14 protein-coding genes are annotated in these 18,419 nt (G+C 74.7%); 2 read left to right on the top strand and 12 right to left on the bottom strand.

What is annotated here, in order from left to right; translation table 11 throughout:
- Positions 1-175 precede the first annotated feature (175 nt).
- Entirely contained in the window at positions 176-1,132 is a 957-nt protein-coding gene (locus ACIQ6R_RS08345; RefSeq protein WP_404219719.1) for an SCO1860 family LAETG-anchored protein, read from the top strand.
- 202 nt (positions 1,133-1,334) lie between these two features.
- Here ACIQ6R_RS08345 and cobC read toward each other — a convergent pair whose 3' ends face one another.
- Genes cobC through cobM form a run of 6 tightly spaced genes read right to left on the bottom strand, consistent with a single transcriptional unit; the run spans position 1,335 to position 7,664 of the window.
- Positions 1,335-2,417: an Rv2231c family pyridoxal phosphate-dependent protein CobC gene (cobC, locus tag ACIQ6R_RS08340; protein ID WP_404219717.1), complete on the bottom strand. Its 1,083-nt coding sequence runs from the start codon at positions 2,415-2,417 to the stop codon at positions 1,335-1,337.
- Positions 2,389-3,306 (bottom strand): sirohydrochlorin chelatase, encoded by a 918-nt coding sequence (locus ACIQ6R_RS08335; protein WP_404185324.1) that lies wholly within the window; start codon positions 3,304-3,306, stop codon positions 2,389-2,391. The genes cobC and ACIQ6R_RS08335 overlap by 29 nt, the downstream gene beginning before the upstream one ends.
- On the bottom strand, positions 3,303-3,899 hold the full coding sequence (locus ACIQ6R_RS08330) for a precorrin-8X methylmutase (RefSeq protein WP_404219715.1): 597 nt from the start codon (positions 3,897-3,899) through the stop codon (positions 3,303-3,305). The genes ACIQ6R_RS08335 and ACIQ6R_RS08330 overlap by 4 nt, the downstream gene beginning before the upstream one ends.
- Positions 3,896-5,593 (bottom strand): precorrin-3B C(17)-methyltransferase, encoded by a 1,698-nt coding sequence (cobJ, locus tag ACIQ6R_RS08325; RefSeq protein WP_404219713.1) that lies wholly within the window; start codon positions 5,591-5,593, stop codon positions 3,896-3,898. Before cobJ ends, ACIQ6R_RS08330 begins: the two co-directional genes overlap by 4 nt.
- Complete coding sequence (gene cbiE / locus ACIQ6R_RS08320; RefSeq protein ID WP_404219711.1) at positions 5,590-6,822, bottom strand: precorrin-6y C5,15-methyltransferase (decarboxylating) subunit CbiE; 1,233 nt, start codon at positions 6,820-6,822, stop codon at positions 5,590-5,592. Before cbiE ends, cobJ begins: the two co-directional genes overlap by 4 nt.
- The gene (gene cobM, locus ACIQ6R_RS08315) at positions 6,819-7,664 is read right to left on the bottom strand and encodes a precorrin-4 C(11)-methyltransferase (RefSeq protein WP_404219709.1); all 846 of its coding nucleotides are present in this window, start codon (positions 7,662-7,664) and stop codon (positions 6,819-6,821) included. Before cobM ends, cbiE begins: the two co-directional genes overlap by 4 nt.
- Before the next feature lie 86 nt (positions 7,665-7,750).
- On the opposite strand from cobM, the gene ACIQ6R_RS08310 reads away from it, so the two are divergent.
- Positions 7,751-8,479 carry a ZIP family metal transporter gene (locus tag ACIQ6R_RS08310; RefSeq protein WP_404185308.1) on the top strand — a complete coding sequence of 243 codons (729 nt, stop codon included), beginning with the start codon at positions 7,751-7,753 and terminating at the stop codon, positions 8,477-8,479.
- 11 nt (positions 8,480-8,490) lie between these two features.
- Here ACIQ6R_RS08310 and cobI read toward each other — a convergent pair whose 3' ends face one another.
- From cobI to ACIQ6R_RS08280, 6 genes are read right to left on the bottom strand one after another with little or no spacing between them, the layout of a single operon-like run.
- Positions 8,491-9,240 (bottom strand): precorrin-2 C(20)-methyltransferase, encoded by a 750-nt coding sequence (gene cobI, locus ACIQ6R_RS08305; RefSeq protein WP_404219707.1) that lies wholly within the window; start codon positions 9,238-9,240, stop codon positions 8,491-8,493.
- On the bottom strand, positions 9,237-10,622 hold the full coding sequence (locus tag ACIQ6R_RS08300; RefSeq protein ID WP_404219705.1) for a cobyrinate a,c-diamide synthase: 1,386 nt from the start codon (positions 10,620-10,622) through the stop codon (positions 9,237-9,239). Before ACIQ6R_RS08300 ends, cobI begins: the two co-directional genes overlap by 4 nt.
- On the bottom strand, positions 10,616-11,215 hold the full coding sequence (cobO, locus tag ACIQ6R_RS08295; RefSeq protein ID WP_404219703.1) for a cob(I)yrinic acid a,c-diamide adenosyltransferase: 600 nt from the start codon (positions 11,213-11,215) through the stop codon (positions 10,616-10,618). Before cobO ends, ACIQ6R_RS08300 begins: the two co-directional genes overlap by 7 nt.
- The gene (locus ACIQ6R_RS08290) at positions 11,215-13,236 is read right to left on the bottom strand and encodes a putative cobaltochelatase (RefSeq protein WP_404219701.1); all 2,022 of its coding nucleotides are present in this window, start codon (positions 13,234-13,236) and stop codon (positions 11,215-11,217) included. Before ACIQ6R_RS08290 ends, cobO begins: the two co-directional genes overlap by 1 nt.
- Positions 13,233-16,886, bottom strand: coding sequence for a cobaltochelatase subunit CobN (gene cobN, locus ACIQ6R_RS08285; protein ID WP_404219699.1), 3,654 nt, complete (start codon positions 16,884-16,886; stop codon positions 13,233-13,235). Before cobN ends, ACIQ6R_RS08290 begins: the two co-directional genes overlap by 4 nt.
- Positions 16,883-18,409, bottom strand: a complete 1,527-nt coding sequence (locus ACIQ6R_RS08280; protein ID WP_404219697.1) for a cobyric acid synthase — start codon at positions 18,407-18,409, stop codon at positions 16,883-16,885. Before ACIQ6R_RS08280 ends, cobN begins: the two co-directional genes overlap by 4 nt.
- Between the last annotated feature and the right edge of the window lie 10 nt (positions 18,410-18,419).

Genomic DNA, 18,419 nt, shown 5'->3' with positions numbered 1-18,419 from the left:
GAGGCCGGGGAACGCCCGTGCGCGGAGATTCGAATGGGCACGCGGAAACCCCACGAAGGGGTGAAGTGCCCCGGGATCGCTGACGGTTCGGCGTGCGCGGGGACATTCTTTCCGGGTCCCAAGCATGTCGCTCATGCGTGTCCCGCACGCATGTCTCACTGGGGGTCCCACCACCTTGAACGGCAACACCTTCCGCATGCCCGCACGCCGCCTCGTCACCGTCGCGGCGGCCACGGCGCTGGCCGCCGGCCCCGCCGTGCTGGCCGGCGCGGGCACCGCACACGCGACCGGCGACCACGGCCGCGCGAGCGCCACCGTCCTGCGCACCGGGCTCGACGTGTCCCTGCTCAACAAGACCGTGAACGTCCCGCTCGCGGTCACCCTCAACGAGGTGCACGCGCCCGAGACCGCCCAGAAGACCGCGCTGACCGCACGGCTGGACGGCGTCGACGGCGGCAAGCCCTTCAGCGTCCTGCGCGCCGACGTGGCCGAGGCCAAGGCGACGGCGACCGCGGCGAAGAGCGAGGGGTACACCAACCTGGCCCGCGCGAGGCTCCACGTCCCCGGTCTGCCGCTGCTGTCGGTGGTCGAGGTCGAGCAGGTCACCTCCGTGGCGACCTGCGAGGCCGGGAAGAAGCCGGTCGCCGACGCGAACCTGCTGGGCGCGGTGACGGTCCTCGGCAAGAAGGTCACGCTGACCACGGGCGGGACGACGCAGGTGAAGGTGCCCGGCGTCGGGGAGGTGCGGCTCGACCTCTCCAGGACGGAGACCACATCCCGTACGGCCGCCGCCACCGCGCTCGAACTCAAGGTGTCCGTCAACCCCCTCGACCTGAACGTCGCCGAGGTCGACGGCACCCTGACCCTGGCGAAGGCGACCTGCGAGGCCCCGGCGGCCCCGGCGGCCGAGACCGGGCAGCCGCCGGCGAAGGCCGAGGAGCCGCCCGCGCAGCAGGACACCGAGCAGGACGCCGAACCGGCGGCCGACGTGAAGGCCCAGGGCGCCCGCGCCGAGGCGGACCTCGCCGAGACGGGCGGCAGCTCGGCGACCCCGTACATCGCCGCGGGCGCCGCCGCGCTGGTCCTGGCGGGCGGCGGATCCCTCGTCCTGGCCCGCCGCAGGCGCGGCTGACCGCGGGGGCTGACCGCGGGGCTGACCGTGGGGGCTGACCGCGGAAGCTGACCGTAGGGGGGCGGCGCGGACGCGGCCAGGGGGCTCGCGCGGGCGGCGGCAGGGGCCGGACGGGGTGCGGATGGGCGCGGCCGGGGGTCGGGGGGGCCGGGGGGAGGCGGGGACGCCGGGCCGGCGGTACTCCGGGGCGGGGCCGGCCGCCTCAGGCCGGTTCCGCCACCGCCCGCCGCAGCGCGCGCAGGAAGCCGTCCGTCGTCGTCCGGTCGCGTACCGCCAGGCGCAGCCACTCCTCGCCCAGCCCCGGGAACGTGTCCCCGCGTCGTACCGCGTACCCGAGAGCGCGCAGCCGGTGGCGCACCGCGGCGGCGTCCGGGAGGCGGACGAGGACGAAGGGGCCCTCGGCGGGGGCGACGACCCGTACCCCGGCGTCGGTGAACTCCGCCAGCCCGGCGACGAGATGGCCCCGGTCCGCGGCGACGCGGTGGGCGGCGTGGGCGGCCTCCGCCAGAGCCTGAGGAGCCACGCACGCCTCGGCCGCCGCGAGCGCGGGCGTGGACACGGGCCACAGCGGCTGCGCGCGCTCCAGGTCGGTGATCGTCTCCGGGGCCGCCAGGACGTAGCCGATGCGCAGCCCGGCCAGCCCCCACGTCTTGGTGAGGCTGCGCAGGACCACCAGCCCGGGCACGTCCGTACGCCCGGCCAGCGCCTCCCGCTCGCCCGGCACCGCGTCCATGAACGCCTCGTCCACGACCAGCGTCCGCCCGGGACGGGCCAGTTCCGTGACCGTGGCCGCCGGGTGCAGGACCGACGTCGGGTTCGTCGGGTTGCCGATCACCACCAGGTCGGCGTCCTCGGGGACGGCCGCCGGGTCCAGCCGGAAGCCGTCCGCCTCCCGCAGCAGCACCCGGTCGACCGTGTGCCCCGCGTTCCGCAGCGCCGCCTCCGGCTCCGTGAACTGGGGGTGCACCACGACCGGCCGGCGCACCTTCAGCGCCCGCGCCAGCAGCACGAACGCCTCCGCGGCACCCGCCGTCAGCAGCACCCGCTCCACCGGCAGCCCGTGCCGCGCCGCCACCGCCGCCCGCGCGGCCCGCCCGTCCGGGTAGGCCGCGAGGGAGCCGAGCGAGGCGGCGACATGCTCGCGCAGCCAGGCGGGGGGCGTGTCCGCGCGGACGTTCACCGCGAGGTCCACCAGGGCCGAGCCGCCGTCGCGGACCTCGGCGTCCCCGTGGTGCCGCAGATCAGGACCGTCGGCCTCAGTGCGCATGGGAGTGTGCGTGTCCATGCCCGTGATGGTGCCCGTGGTGGTGGTGGCCGTCGTCGTCGGGGTGGAAGTGCGGCTGCTGCGGCAGTCCCACCTTGTCCTCGAACCCCGGCAGCGCGATCCGGTACACGCACGAGTCGCAGTTCATCCGCAGATCGCCCTTGACGGCCTCCTCGTACCGCTCCCACACCAGGTCCAGCAGCTCCGGCTCGGGCCCGATGACGTCCGCCGACCGCACCTCGGTCTCCGGATGCGCGGCGGCCCACTCCTCGGTCTGGTGCCGGACCCGGTCCGGGAGGATGCCGGTGAACAGGAAGTACGGCAGGACCACGACCCGCCGCGCCCCCAGCCGCACGCACCGGTCCAGGCCGCCCGGCACGTCCGGCTTCGCCAGCGACACGAACGCCGTCTCCACGGCCGCGTACCCGCGCCCCTCCCACAGCAGCCGCGCCGCCTTGAACACCTCGGCGTTGGCGTCCGGGTCCGTCGAACCGCGCCCGACCAGCAGCACGGTCACCTCGGCGGGGTCCCAGGACGGGTCGACCGCCTCCGCCAGCCGCCGCTCCAGCACCCGCAGCAGCGCCGGGTGCGGGCCCAGCGGACGCCCGTACGTGTACGAGATGCCGGGGTGCCGCTCCTTCTCGCGGGACAGCGCCGCCGGGATGTCGCCCTTGGCGTGCCCGGCGGACACCAGCATCAGCGGCACCGCGGCGAACCGGCGCACACCGCGCTCGACCAGCTCGGCGACCGCCTCGCCCAGCGGTGGCGGGGACAGCTCGATGAAGCCGCCCGCGACGGGCAGTTCGGGGTGGCGGCGGCCCAGCTCGCGCACGAAGTCGCGGAACGCCTCGGCTCCGGCCTCGTCCCGGGTGCCGTGTCCGGCGATGAGCAGGGCGGGCGGGGTCGTCACAGTTTCTCCTCGGGTTCCTCGGACGGAATGGGGTGGTACAGCAGGGCGTTCAGCGCGGCCGCGGCGACCGCCGACCCGCCCTTCTCGGACACGTTGCTGACGGCGGGCAGCCCGCTCTCCCGCAACGCGGCCTTGGACTCGGCCGCGCCGACGAAGCCGACGGGCAGACCGATGACGAGCGCCGGCGACGCGTCCAGGGTGAGCAGCTCCTCCAGCGCGGTCGGCGCACAGCCGATCACCCAGAGCGCACCGGGCCCGACCTGTTCGTACGCCAGCCGCATCGCGTGCGCGGAACGCGTCAGCCCGGGGCCCGCGACGGCGTCCTTCAGCCGGCACACGGTCTCCCGCCGGGTGATCCCCGCCGCGACCATCTCCACGTCCACGACGACCGGCGCCCCGGCGTGCAGCGCGGCATGCGCCTTCGCCAGCTCGCCCTCGCCCATGACGAGGTCGGACGCGTACTCCAGGTCGGCGGCGGAGTGGATGACCCGCTCCACCACCGCCCGGGTCAGCGGCGGGAAGTGCGAGGTGTCCAGCCGGGCGCGCAGCCGCCGGAAGGACTCCTGCTCGATGGGGTGCACGACACGGCTCACTTCGGCTCCTCCTGGGACGACGTCTCCTGCCAGCGGTAGCCGCGCGGCGTCACCATGCGCCCGGCGATCCGACGGGTCGCGGTGTTGCCCACCGTCACGACGGTCATCATGTCGACCGTCGCCGGGTCGAGAGCGGTGAGCGTGGTCAGGCGGCTGGACTCGTCGGCGCGCGACGCGTTGCGCACGACCCCGACCGGAGTCACCGGCTCCCGGTGCTCCGCGAGGATCGCCAGCGCCTTGGGCAGCTGCCAGTCCCGGCCCCGGCTGCGCGGGTTGTAGAACGTCACGACGATGTCCGCCTCGGCCGCCGCCCGCACCCGCCGCTCGATGACCTCCCACGGCGTGTGCAGGTCGGACAGGCTGATCGACACGTGGTCGTGGCCGAGCGGCGCGCCCAGGATCGCCCCGGCCGCCAGCGCCGCCGTCACGCCCGGCACCCCGACCACGTCGATGTCGTCGGACGCCTCCGCCAGCGCGGGCGAGGCCATGGCGTACACCCCGGCGTCCCCGCTGCCGATCAGCGCCACGGCGTGCCCGCGCCGGGCCTGTTCGACGGCCGTCCGGGCCCGCTCCTCCTCGGCGCCGAGCCCCGACTCCAGGACGCGCGTGCCCGGCCGCAGCAGGTCGCGGATCTGGTCGACGTACTGGTCGAGGCCGACCAGCACCGAAGCCCGCCGCAACTCGGCCTGCGCGCGCGGAGTCACCAGGTCCCGGGCGCCCGGCCCGAGCCCGACCACCGCGAGCCGCCCGCGCCCCGGCCGCCGTACGACGGCACAGGTCGCCATGGCGGGGCTCGCCGCCGACTTCCGCTTGGGCACGAGCAGTTCGCCGCCGCGCACCAGTGCCGCCGCCTCCGCGACCGACGGGGTGCCGACGGCCGCGAGCGGGGCGTCGGAGGGGTTGGGCACCTCCACGCCCGCCAGCTCCCCGGCGGAGTACGTCACCAGGGGCACGCCCAGCCGCTCGGCCGCCCCGACGATCCCGGGCTCCTCCGCCTTGGCGTCCACGGTGGCCAGCTCGGCGACCGACGCGGCGGACAGCCCGGCGTCCCGCAGCGCCGCCTCGACCAGTGCGAGCACCTCGTCCACCGGCGCGCCCTTGGAGGCGCCGACGCCGACGACCAGGGACGGCGGACGCAGGACGGCCTCGCGTTCGGCCCGCTCCACCACACGGTCCGTCAGCCGAATCGTGTACGCCCCGTCCTCGGCGACCGGCAGCGGCGGCAGCGGCCACCGCACCTCCGCCCGCAGCGCCACCGGTTCGCCGTCCAGCAGAGCCCGCGAGACGGAGGCGACATCGCCCTCCACGGGCAGCCCGAGCGTGTCCAGCCCGGCCAGCCCCACGGCGTCCGTCGCCGTCGTCACCACCGGCTCGGCACCCAGCACCCCGCCGACCGCGACGGCGAGTTCGTTGGCGCCGCCGCCGTGGCCGCCGACCAGCGACACGGCGAACCGCCCGCCCTCGTCGACGCACACCACACCGGGGTCGGTCCGCTTGTCGCCCAGCAGCGGTGCCACGAGCCGGACCACGGCCCCCGTGGCGAGGAAGCACACGAGCTGCTCGCACTCGGCGAACGCGGTCCGTACGGCGTCCGCGACGGGACCCCCGTACACGCGCGTGCGGTCCGGCCACGCGGCGGCCAGCCGGTCCCGCGCGGCCGCGCCCGCCGAGGTGGCGGAAATGAGGCCGATCACTGGCCCACTCCTTCGGTACGGGTGCGGGGCCTGGTGCCCCACAGCAGGAAAACGGGATTGGTCGCCGCCAGCCGGGTCACGTCCCCCGGCAGCGGCGCGAGGCGCGAGGACTGCAAAAGCACCCCGTCGCACTCCAGTCCGGCGTCGAGCAGCGCCGCACGGGCCGCCGGCACCCGGTCCAGCGCGGCCATGGCGACGACCGCGATCCGCCGGGCGCGCCGCGCGCAGGCGGCGACGATCGCGGGCAGTTCCCGCCCGCCGCCGCCGACGAACACGGCGTCGGGGTCGTCCAGCCCGGACAGCACCGCGGGCGCCGCCCCGTGCACGACCCGGACGTCGACGTCGTGCGCGGCGGCGTTGGCACGGACCCGCTCCACTCCGTCCGGTGTCTTCTCGACGGCCGTGACGGCGGCACCCAGCCGCGCGCACTCCACGGCCACGGACCCTGAGCCCGCCCCGACGTCCCAGACCAGGTCGCCGGGCCGCGGACCGAGCCGCGCCAGCGCCAGCGCCCGCACCTCGAACTTGGTGATCATCGAGTCGCGGTGGGCGAACTCGGCCTCCTCCAGCGCCCACCCGGCGGGCCCCGGACGCGGCCCGGCGACGGTCCGTACCGGTCCCAGCGCTCGCGCCTCGTCCAGGCACAGCACCACGCTCACCGCCGTCCCCCAGTCCCGGGCGGCGGCCTCGGCGGGCGTCACCCGCTCCACGCGTTCCTCGGCCGAGCCCAGCGCGGAGGCGACGACGAGGACCCGCGGATCGTCCCCGAGCGCGGCGCCCAGCTCCGCCGGCCCCGCCCCGGGGCCGGTCAGCACGGCGACCTTCGGATGCGACCGGCACAGGTGCACCGCCGTCCGCAGGTCCCGCCCGTGCGCGCTGGCCACCACGGCGTCGTCCCACGGCAGCCCGGCCCGCGCGAACGCGGCGGCCACGGAGGAGACACCGGGCCGCACATCGAGCCGCTCCGGCCCGAACCGCTCGGCCAGCGCCCGCACGATGCCGAAGAACCCCGGGTCCCCGGAGGCCAGTACGACGACCGGCCGCCGCTCGGCGACGTACTCCGCGACCGTGTCGAGGGCGGGTGCCAACGCCCCGAGCACGAGCCGCTCGGCCCCCTCCGGCAGCCGTACGGCGTCCAGATGGCGCCGCCCGCCGACGACCAGCTCGGCCCCGGCGGCGACGTCCTCGAAAGGCGGCGTCCCGGCCCCCATGCCCACCACCGTGATCACGTGCTCGCACCCCGCGTGCGCAGCTCCCTGCGAGCCTGAGGGTCGGCCTTCCGGTACCCGTGGAAGTGCCCCGGGTGGTACAGGTGCGAGCGGGTGCCGTGCGCGTCGAGGGCCGGGCCGACCAGGAAGAGGGTGTGCTTCCAGAGCTTGTGCTCCTTGACCGTCTCCTCCAGCGTGCCGATCGTGCACCGCACGACCAACTCCTCCGGCCAGGTGGCCTGATAGGCGACGACCACCGGGGTCTCGGTCGGGTAGCCGCCCTCCAGCAGCTCCCGCACCAGCTGGCCGCTGCGGGCCGCGGACAGGAAGATCGCCATGGTCGTGCCGTGCTTCGCGAACTCGCGCACCTCCTCCCCGGGCGGCATCGGCGTCTTGCCGCCGCCGAGCCGGGTGAGGACGACGGACTGCGCGACCTCCGGGATGGTCAGCTCCCGCTGTGCGAGCGCGGCGACCGCGGAGAAGGCGGAGACGCCGGGCACGATCTCCGTCGCGATACCGATCTCCGCGCACCGGTCGATCTGTTCCTGCGTGCCGCCCCACAGGGCCGGGTCGCCGGAGTGGATGCGGGCCACCCGCAGTCCCTCCTCGCGTGCCCGCCGGTAGACGGCGACGACGTCCTCCAGCGACATCGTCGCCGAGTCCAGGACCTCCGCGTCCTCGCGCGCGTGCTGGAGGACCTCCGCCTGGACCAGGCTCGCCGCCCAGATCACGACATCGGCCTCGGCGATGGCACGCGCGGCGCGGAACGTCAGCAGGTCGGCGGCGCCGGGACCGGCACCGACGAAGGTCACCTTGCCGGAGGATACGTCGGCCGCGGAAGCCTCGGAAGCCACGGAAGCCATGGGATGGGGTCCTTTCCTACGCATATTTACTGCGGTTGCCGCTGTCGTGCGCGCGGATGCGCGCTCTGATCGGATAGCAAGGGCCCATGGCGGTCTTCGTCGCGCTCGGCGCGTTCCTGATGACGCTGGCCGGCGGCTGGACGGCACAGCGCGTGACCGACCGGCGCCACCTGGTCCTGGGCCTGGCCGGCGGCCTGATGCTGGGCGTGGTCGGCCTCGACCTGCTGCCCGAGGCCCTGGAGGCGGCGGGCGACGAGGTGTTCGGCGTGCCCGAGGCACTGCTGCTCTTCGTCGCCGGATTCCTGCTCGCGCACCTCGTGGAACGCCTGCTGGCCGCCCGCCGCGCCGCGCACGGCGCCGACGAGCACGGGCAGCGTTCGCCCCAGGTGGGCCTGACGGCCGCCGCCGCGATGGTCGGGCACAGCGCGATGGACGGCGTGGCGATCGGCGCGGCCTTCCAGGTCGGCGGCGGCATGGGCACGGCGGTCGCGATGGCCGTGATCGCCCACGACTTCGCGGACGGCTTCAACACCTACACGCTCACCAGCCTGTACGGGAACGCCCGCCGTCGCGCGATCGCGATGCTGTTCGCCGACGCCGTGGCGCCCGTGGCCGGTGCCGCCTCCACCCTTCTCTTCTCGATCCCGGAGGGCGTACTCGGCGCCTATCTCGGCCTGTTCGGCGGCGTACTGCTCTACCTCGCCGCCGCCGAGATCCTCCCCGAGGCCCATCACGAGCACCCCGCCCGCTCGACCCTGCTGTGCACGGTGGCGGGCGCGGCGTTCATCTGGCTGGTGGTGGGTGTGGCGGAGTGACGAGCCCTGGTTCACAGTTTGCCGCCCCGCCCGCCCTCGCGCCGCGCGGGCGCGATGAGCGTCGAGAGATAGGGCAGCGGCCCGCCGTCCAGCTCGGCGGCCGCCTGTACGGATTCCTCCGGCAGCCCCAGCGCCGACCCCCACACGGCGTCGTCCAGCCGCCCGGTCTCCCGCAGCGCCTCGGCGACCTCGGCGGCCTGCCGGCCGAACTTGTAGGCGACGACCGTGCCGGGGCCGTTCAGCGCGTCCTTGAGCACGGCCGCGCCCGCCGTCACCGGCACCAGCGTCAACGGCTCGGTGCCCTCCGTCAGCACGGCACCCGACCGGGCCGCGAGGTCCTGCATGGCGGTGATCCCCGGCACGGTCTCCACGACGGTGCCCGGCACCAGCTCGCCGACGGTCTGCGCGAGATAGGTGAAGGTCGAGTACACGTTGGGGTCGCCGATGGTGGCGAAGGCGACGCTGCCGTGCTCCCTGAGCAGCGCGGCGACCCGCTCCCCGGCCGCGTCCCAGGCGGCCTCGCGCCGGACCCGGTCGGTGCGCTCGTTCAGCGCGAACACGACCCGCACGACCTTCTCGGCGCCCACGTAGTGCAGCACGGTGGCTTCCGCACGTCCCGGCTCCCCGCCGTCTTTTCCGTCGGACGCGGCCATGACGGGCACGACGACGACCTCGGCGGCCCGCAGCGCGTTGACCCCCTTGACGGTCACCAGCTCGGGGTCCCCGGGCCCGACCCCCACCCCGATCAGCCTGCTGCTCATGACGTCCGGCACCTCTCCACGAACCGACGGGCGACACCGGGCTCGGACGCCCAGTGCGTGTGCAGATAGCTCGCGTGCACACCGCGCTCCACAAATCCCTCGACGCGCCGCTCGGGCGCCCGCATCCCCCACGCCGGCGCGGCCCCGGCCCCCGGCTCCACCACGGTCCGGTGGAACTCGTGCCCCCGCATCCGCGTCCCCGCGACGGCCAGCGCACTGTCGGCGACGGCCACGGCGTCCCGGTAACCCAGCGTCAGCCGTTCCGCCATCCGCGCGGACGCGTCCAGCACCCCGCACATCGGCATCCCGTCCAGCTCCCGGCACAGGTAGAGCAGCCCCGCACACTCGGCGGCGACGGGAGCACCGCTCAGCGCCAGTTCGGCGACGGCCTCGCGCAGCGGCTCGTTGGCGGACAGCTCGGAGGCGTACACCTCGGGGAACCCGCCCCCGACGACCAACCCGGCGGTCCCGTCGGGGAGTCCCTCGTCCCGCAGGGGGTCGAAGGTGACGACCTCGGCCCCGGCGGCGGCGAGCAGCTCGGAGTGCTCCGCGTAGGAGAACGTGAACGCGGCCCCGCCGGCAACGGCGATACGCGGCGGCGACTTCTCAGCGGGCCGGGCCGGGCGGTGGCTGGGCGAAGGCCCGGGGGTCCAGGGGGCGGCGCCCCCTGGCAACGGCCCGGCAGCCCGCGCCAACCGGACCAACGCCTCAAGATCACATCCGTCGGAGACCAGCGCCGCCATCGCCGCGACGGCCGCGACCGCCTCAGCACCCCGCTCGGCGACCGGCACCAGCCCCAGATGCCGCGACGGCGTCTCCACCCGCGCGGCCCGCCGCAACACCCCCAGCACCGGCACCCCGGTGGAGTCCAGCGCCTCCCGCAGCAGCGCCTCGTGCCGATCCGACCCGACCTTGTTGAGGATCACGCCCCCGACCCGCACCTCCGGGTCCCAGGACACGAACCCGTGCACCAGCGCCGCCACCGACCGTGACTGCGACGACGCGTCCACGACCAGCACGACGGGCGCCCGCAGCAACTTGGCGACGTGCGCGGTGGACGCCAGCTCACCCTCCCCGGCGGCACCGTCGTACAGCCCCATCACACCTTCGACGACCGCGAGATCGCAGCCGCGCGCCCCGTGCAGGAACAGCGGAGCCACCAGCTCCGCCCCGCACAGGTAGGCGTCCAGGTTCCGCCCCACCCGCCCCGTGGCGAGTGCGTGGTACCCGGGGTCGATGTAGTCGGGCCCGACCTTGTGCGGCGACACGGCGAGCCCGCGCGCGGTGAGCGCGGCCATCAGCCCCGTGGCGACGGTGGTCTTGCCGCTGCCCGAGGAGGGCGCGGCGAGGACCAGCCGGGGAACGGAGGGCGAGGTCACCACTCGATGCCCCTCTGCCCCTTCTGTCCCGCGTCCATCGGGTGCTTGACCTTGGACATGTCGGTGACGAGGTCGGCGAACCCCACCAGCTTCTCCGGGGCGTTCCGCCCGGTGATCAGGACGTGCTGGGTCCCGGGCCGCTCCCGCAGCACGGACACGACCTCGTCGGTGTCGACCCACCCCCAGTGCATCGGGTAGGCGAACTCGTCCAGGACATACAGCTTGTACGTCTCGGCGGCCAGGTCCCGCTTGACCTGCTCCCAGCCCTCCCGGGCCTTCTCCTCGTTGTCCATCTGCGCGTCGCGCTGGACCCAGGACCAGCCCTCGCCCATCTTGTGCCAGTCGACGGACCCGCCCTCGCCGCTGGCGCCCAGCACCCGCAGCGCGTTCTCCTCGCCGACCTTCCACTTCGCCGACTTGACGAACTGGAACACCCCGATCGGCCACCCCTGGTTCCAGGCCCGCAGCGCCAGCCCGAAGGCGGCGGTGGACTTGCCCTTGCCGATGCCGGTGTGCACGACCACCAGCGGCCGGTTGCGGCGCTGACGGGTCGTCAGTCCATCGTCGGGTACTACCGACGGCTTTCCCTGCGGCACTACGCGGCCCTCCTGTCGCTCTGCACGTCCTTCACCAGACCGGCGATCGAGTCGGCCCGCAGCTCGTCCAGCGTCACCGCCGTGCCGCCCAGCTCACCGGCGAGGTGCCCGGCCAGCCCCAGCCGCACCGGACCCGACTCGCAGTCCACGACCACCGACGCCACGCCCTCGGCGGCGAACAGCCGCGCCGCCCGCGAGGCCAGCGCGACGGGCTCGGGGCCACCCGTGGCCCGTCCGTCCGTCACCACCACGACCAGCGCCCGCCGCGCGGGATCCCGCAGCCGCTCCACCCGCAGCACCTCATGGGCGCGCAGCAGCCCGGCCGCCAGCGGCGTACGCCCACCCGTCGGCAGCGACTCCAGCCGGACCGCCGCCGCGTCCACCGACGAGGTCGGCGGCAACGCGACCTCGGCGGCCGAACCCCGGAACGTCACCAGCCCGACCTTGTCCCGCCGCTGGTAGGCGTCGAGCAGCAGCGACAGCACGGCGCCCTTCACGGCGCTCATCCGCTGCCGCGCCGCCATCGACCCGGAGGCGTCCACGACGAACAGCACGAGGTTGCCCTCACGCCCCTCACGCGTCGCCTGCCGCAGGTCGTCCCGGCGCACCACCAGACCGCGCCCCGACCGGCCCCGCGCCCGCTGGTGCGGCGCCGCCGCCCGCACCGTCGCCGCCAGGTGCAGCTTGGTCAGCGCCCCCTCGGGCCGGCGGGCCCCGGTGGTCCGCCCGTGCTCGGTCCGCGCCCGCGAACGCCGCCCGGCGGCGCCCTCGCCGAGTCCGGGCACGCTCAGCACCTTCGTACGGAACGGCTCGGCGGCCCGTGCGGGCGACTGCTCACCGGCACCACCGGAGGGCTGCGGCTCCCCGCCCTCCCCGGCCTCGGGGCGCGCGGCGGCGTCACCGTCACCCCGCGGGGCGTCGTCGGGCTCCGGCTGCCCACCGGGACCACCGGGACCGGGATCGGGGTCGTCGTCCCCGCCACCGTCCCCGTCGTCCCCGCCACCGTCCTGCCCGCCGAACTCCTCCAGCGTCTCGTCGAGCTTGTCCTCGTCAAGACCCGGGGCGTCGAACGGGTTGCGCCGCCGCCGGTGGGGGAGGGCCAGCAGAGCGGCCTGCCGTACGTCCTCCGCCAGTACGTCGGTCCGCCCGGCCCAGGCCGCCAGCGCGGTCGCCGTCCGGGCCATCACGATGTCGGCCCGCATGCCGTCCACCTCGAAGGCGGCACAGGTCGCCGCGATCTGCCGCAGCGCCCCGTCGCCGAGCCGCACCGACGGCAGCAGTTCCCGCGCCGCCACGATCCGCGCCCGTACGGCGGCCTCCTCGTCGGCCCAGCGCGCGGCGAAGCCGGCCGGGTCGTCGTCGTGGGCGAGCCGGCGCCGTACGACCTCCACCCGCTGGTCGGGCTCGCGCGAGGCCGCTACCTCGACGGTCAGCCCGAACCGGTCGAGCAGCTGCGGCCGCAGCTCGCCCTCCTCGGGGTTCATGGTCCCCACCAGCAGGAACTTCGAGGCGTGCCGCACCGACACACCCTCGCGCTCGACGTACGAGGCGCCCATCGCGGCGGCGTCCAGCAGCAGGTCGACCAGGTGGTCGTGGAGCAGGTTGACCTCGTCGACGTACAGGATCCCGCGGTGCGCGTCGGCCAGCAGGCCCGGTTCGAAGGCCTTCACGCCCTCCGCGAGCGCCCGCTCGATGTCGAGGGCGCCGACCAGCCGGTCCTCGGAGGCGCCGACGGGCAGTTCCACCATGCGCGCCGGGCGGGACGCGAACGCCCCCGGCTCGTGCGGGCCGTCCGGGCAGCCGGGGTCGGGCGCGTCCGGATCGCAGGAGAACCGGCACCCGGAGACGACGTCCACCTCCGGCATCAGCGCCGACAGCGCGCGCACCGCCGTGGACTTGGCGGTGCCCTTCTCGCCGCGCACCAGCACGCCGCCGACGGCCGGGGAGACGGCGTTCAGCAGCAGCGCGAGGCGCAGGTCGTCCTGGCCGACCACGGCCGTGAACGGGAACGGGGTGCTCACTTCTCGTCGCCCTCCAAGTCGCCCTCGAGCTCCAGATAGGTGGCGCGCAGCCGCTCCAGCGTCTCCGCGTCCGGTTCGGCCCACAGGCCGCGGTCGGCGGCCTCCAGCAGCCGCTCCGTGATGCCCCGCAGCGCCCACGGGTTGGACTTCTTCATGAAGTCCCGGTTCTCCGGATCGAAGACGTACTCGGCGCTGAGCTTCTCGTACATCCAGTCGTCCACGACCCCGGCCGTGGCGTCGTACCCGAAGAGGTAGTCCACGGTGGCCGCCATCTCGAAGGCGCCCTTGTAGCCGTGCCGCCGCATCGCCGCCATCCAGCGCGGGTTGACCACCCGGGCCCGGAAGACCCGGTGGGTCTCCTCGCCCAGCGTCCGGGTCTTCACCTGGTCGGGGGTGGCCGAGTCGCCGACGTAGGCCTCCGGACTCGTCCCCGTCAGGTGCCGCACCATGGCGACCATGCCACCGTGGTACTGGAAGTAGTCGTCGGCGTCGACGAGGTCGTGCTCGCGGGTGTCCACGTTCTTCGCCGCGACCGCGATCCGCCGGAACGCCGTCTCCATGTCCCCGCGCGCCGCGCGCCCGTCGAGCCCCCGCCCGTAGGCGTAGCCGCCCCACACCGCGTACACCTCGGCGAGGTCCGCGTCGGAGCGCCAGTTGCGGGCGTCGATCAGCGGCAGCAGACCGGCGCCGTACGCGCCCGGCTTGGAGCCGAAGATGCGGGCCGTGGCCCGGCGCCGGTCGCCGTGCTCGGCGGTGTCCGCGTCGGCGTGCGCGCGCACGTAGTTCTGCTCGGCGGTCTCGTCCAGCTCCGCCACCGCCCGCACCGCGTCGTCGATCAGCCCCACGACGTGCGGAAACGCGTCCCGGAAGAAGCCCGAGATGCGCACCGTGACGTCGACGCGCGGCCGGCCCAGCTCGGCCGGGGGCACGATCTCGAAGCCGGTGACGCGGCGCGAGGCGTCGTCCCAGACCGGACGGCAGCCGAGCAGCGCCAGGATCTCGGCGATGTCGTCGCCCTGGGTGCGCATGGCGGACGTGCCCCACACCGTGAGGCCGACGGACTTCGGGTACTCGCCGGTGTCCTGGAGGTAACGGGCGATCAGCGAGTCCGCCAGGGACTGGCCGACCTCCCAGCTCAGCCGGGACGGGATCGCCTTGGGGTCGACGGAGTAGAAGTTCCGGCCGGTCGGCAGCACGTTGACCAGCCCGCGCGTGGGCGACCCGGACGGCCCGGCCGGGACGTAACCGCCGTCCAGGGCCCGCAGGATGTGCCCGATCTCGTCCGTCGTCCGGGCGAGCCGCGGTACGACCTCCCGGCACGCGAACTCCAGCACCGCGACGGCCTCGGGGAGTTCGGCGCCCAGCACCTCCCGCACCAGGGCGGGGACGGCCGTGACGGCCCAGTCCCGGGACTCCATGCCCTCCGCGAACCGCCGGCACAACTGCTCCAGCAGATCGACCGCGTCGGCGGCCGAGCGCGCCGGCCCCTCCACCAGGTCGGTCAGCTCCACCGGCACCTTCACCGGTGCGCCCGGCTCGGCCAGCAGTTCCTTCTCCACCAGCCCGAAGTGCTCGGCCAGCGACGCCCGCAGGCCCGGCAGCGCGTTCGCCTGCCCACCCCACACCTGCGAGGCGCGCAGCACCGCCAGCACCAGGTTCACGCGCGGCTCGCCGACCGGGCCGCCGCCCAGGATGTGCAGGCCGTCGCGGATCTGCACGTCCTTGATCTCGCACAGATAGCCGTCGATGTGCATGACGAACTCGTCGAACGCGTCGTCGTCCGGCTGGTCGTCCACGTGCAGGTCGTGATGGAGCTCGGCCGCCTTGACCAGGGTCCAGATCTGCGCGCGCACCGCCGGCGCCTTGACCGGGTCCAGGTCGGAGACGAGCGCGTACTCGTCGAGCAGCTGCTCCAGCTTGGCCAGGTCGCCGTACGTGTCGGCGCGCGCCATCGGCGGGACGAGGTGGTCGACCACCGTCGCGTGCCCGCGCCGCTTGGCCTGCGTGCCCTCACCGGGGTCGTTGACGATGAACGGGTAGATCAGCGGCAGGTCGCCCAGCACCGCGTCCGGCGCGCAGCCCGCGCTCAGCCCGAGGCCCTTGCCCGGCAGCCACTCCATCGTGCCGTGCTTGCCCATGTGCACGATCGCGTCGGCGCCGAAACTGCTGTCCAGCCAGCGGTACGCCGCCATGTAGTGGTGCGACGGCGGCATGTCCGGGTCGTGGTAGATCGCGATCGGGTTCTCGCCGAAGCCGCGCGGCGGCTGGATCATCACGACGACGTTCCCGAACCGGAGGGACGCGAGCACGATGTCGTCCCCGTCGACGTACAGCGAGCCCGGCGGCTCCCCCCACGCCTCCCGCATGCCCTCCCGCAGCTCCGGGTCCAGCTTCTCGAACCACGCCCGGTAGTCGGCCAGCGGCACCCGCGCGGGCGCCGCCGCCAGCTGGTCCTCCGTCAGCCACTCGACATCGTGGCCGCCGGCCTCGATGAGCCGGTGGATCAACTCGTCGCCGCCGGCGGGGTACTCGGTGAGCGAGTACCCGGCGTCCCGCAGCGCGTCCAGGACCCGGACCGCGGACGCCGGGGTGTCCAGCCCTACCGCGTTGCCGACGCGGGAGTGCTTGGTCGGGTACGCGGTGAAGACCAGCGCCAGCCTCTTGTCGGCGTTCGCCTTGTGCTTCAGCACCGCGTGCCGTACGGCGATCCCGGCGACCCGCCCGGCCCGCTCGGGGTCGGCGACGTAGACCGGTACGTCGTCCGGCCCCTGCTCCTTGAAGGAGAACGGCACCGTGACCAGGCGTCCGTCGAACTCCGGGATCGCGACCTGCATCGCCGCGTCCATGGGGGAGAGGGCGGCGTCGGACGCCTCCCAGGCGGCGCGGGAGGAGGTGAGGCAGAGCCCTTGCAGCACCGGGACGTTCAGGTCGGCCAGCGCGCCGATGTCCCAGGCCTCCTCGTCGCCGCCGGCCGAGGCCTGCGAGGCGTGCGTGCCGCCGGCCGCGAGGACGGTGGCGACCAGGGCGTCGGCCCGGCCCAGCAGCTCGTACAGCCCGGGATCCGCGCCGCGCAGCGAACCGCAGTACACGGGCAGCGCGTTGGCGCCGTGCGCCTCGATCGCGTCGCACAGCGTGTCGACGAAGGCGGTGTTGCCGCTCAGCTGGTGGGCGCGGTAGAAGAGCACGCCGACCGTCGGGCGCCCCTCCACGACGGCCCGGGAGCCGTGGACGCCGTACTCCGGCATCTTCTCCGGCTCGTCGAAGCCCTCGCCGGTCAGCAGCACGGTGTCGGACAGGAACCGGGCGAGCTGGGTGAGGTTGGCGGGCCCGCCCTCGACCAGGTACCGCAGCGCCTCCGCCACCACCCCGGCCGGCACCGACGACTCGGCCATCAGCTCCGCGTCCGGCACGCTCTCGCCGCCCAGCAGGACGGTCGGGACACCGGCGGCCTTCAGCGCGGCGAGCCCGTCCTCCCAGGCGCGCTTGCCGCCCAGCAGGCGTACGACGGCGATGTCCGCGCCCTCGACGAGCCCCGGCAGCTCCTCCCGTACGTCGACCCGGGTCGGGTTGCCGATCCGGTAGGCGGCCTGGGACGCTCGGGCCGCCAGCAGGTCCGTGTCGGCGGTCGACAACAACAACACTGTGCTCATGCGGGCGCTCCCGGTGGAATGAAAGGCAGACCTCGTGGCGCGCCGGACTCGATGAGCCGCCACAGCGCGTCCGTGTCCGCGTGCTGTTCGATCAGGTCGCCGAGCCGGTCGAGCTGCTCCTCGCGCAGCGCGGCGAAGGAGGTGTCGGGGGCCGGTACGAAGCGGCGGCCCGCGGCGGCGGCCACCTCGCGCAGGAACGCCCGCCGGAAGCCGTCCGACTCCAGCGAGCCGTGCCAGTGCGTGCCCCAGGTCTGGCCGACCCGGCAGCCGTCCAGGAAGGCTTCACCATCCGTGACTTCGGCGACCCCGTGGTGGATCTCGTACCCCTCGACGCGCTCGCCGAGGGCCTCGCCGACCGGTCGGGTGAGGGTCTTCTCGCGGGCGAACCGCACCCGCACGGGCAGCAGTCCGAGCCCGTCGACGTGCCCGGCACGCGACTCGACCTCGTCCTCGATGTGCTCGCCGAGCAGCTGGAAACCGCCGCAGATGCCGAGCACGGGCCGGCCGTCGGCGACCCGGCGCGCGATGGCGTCCGCGAGCCCCCGCTCCCGCAGCCACCGGAGCGCCCGGACCGTCCCGCGCGTCCCCGGCACGATCACGAGGTCCGCGTCCGCCAGCTCCTCCGGCCGGTCCACGAACCGCACCACGACACCGGGTTCGGCGGCGAGCGCGTCGACGTCCGTGAAGTTGGACATCAGCGGGACGGCGCAGACGGCGACCCGCAGCACGTCCTCGCCGACCGGCGGCGCGACGACGGACTCCCGCACCGTCCCGCGCAGGGCTGTGTTTGATCTGAAAGCGGGCCGCAGCCCGTCCTCCTCGTCGATGCCGAGCCCGTGCCGGAAGGGCAGCACGCCGTACGTGTGCCGCCCGGTGAGCCCGTGCAGCATCTCAAGACCCGGTTCCAGCAGCGAGACGTCACCGCGGAACTTGTTGACGAGGAACCCGGCGACCAGCGCCTGGTCCTCGGGCGCGAGCAGCGCCACCGTCCCGAAGAACGAGGCGAAGACCCCGCCCCGGTCGATGTCGCCCACCACCACCACGGGCAGCCCGGCACCCCGGGCGATCCCCATGTTCACGATGTCGGTCCGGCGCAGGTTGATCTCGGCCGGACTGCCCGCCCCCTCACAGATCACCGCGTCATACGTGCCCCGCAGCTCGGCCAGACAGTCGAGCACCGTGCCGAGCAACTGCCGCTGCCGACCGCCGTGGTAGCCGCGGGCGCTCATCTCACCGACCGGCTTGCCGAGCAGCACGACCTGGCTGCTGCGCTCGCCGCCCGGCTTGAGCAGCACCGGGTTCATCAGCGCGGTCGGCTCCACGCGGCACGCCTGGGCCTGCATGGCCTGCGCCCGCCCGATCTCGGCGCCCTCGCGGGTGACGAAGGAGTTGAGCGACATGTTCTGCGCCTTGAAGGGCGCGACCTTGACGCCCCGCCGCACCAGCCAGCGGCAGATCCCGGCGGTGACGACGCTCTTGCCGGCGTCGGAGGTGGTGCCGGCGACGAGCAGGCCACCGTTCATGACGTACGTC

It is taken from the genome of Streptomyces sp. NPDC096048 (genome assembly GCF_044763415.1).
Classification (GTDB): domain Bacteria; phylum Actinomycetota; class Actinomycetes; order Streptomycetales; family Streptomycetaceae; genus Streptomyces.
Note: the sequence above shows the minus strand (reverse complement) of the source record. Positions and strands in the feature narration are given on the sequence as shown.

Excerpts from the sequence above, each read along its gene's own strand:
- cobC (WP_404219717.1), bottom strand. The coding sequence starts at position 2,417 with ATGGACACGCACACTCCCATGCGCACTGAGGCCGACGGTCCTGATCTG.
- cobM (WP_404219709.1), bottom strand. The coding sequence starts at position 7,664 with ATGGCTTCCGTGGCTTCCGAGGCTTCCGCGGCCGACGTATCCTCCGGC.
- ACIQ6R_RS08310 (WP_404185308.1), top strand. The coding sequence starts at position 7,751 with ATGGCGGTCTTCGTCGCGCTCGGCGCGTTCCTGATGACGCTGGCCGGC.
- cobI (WP_404219707.1), bottom strand. The coding sequence starts at position 9,240 with ATGAGCAGCAGGCTGATCGGGGTGGGGGTCGGGCCCGGGGACCCCGAG.
- cobN (WP_404219699.1), bottom strand. The coding sequence starts at position 16,886 with ATGAGCACAGTGTTGTTGTTGTCGACCGCCGACACGGACCTGCTGGCG.
- ACIQ6R_RS08280 (WP_404219697.1), bottom strand. The coding sequence starts at position 18,409 with ATGAACGGTGGCCTGCTCGTCGCCGGCACCACCTCCGACGCCGGCAAG.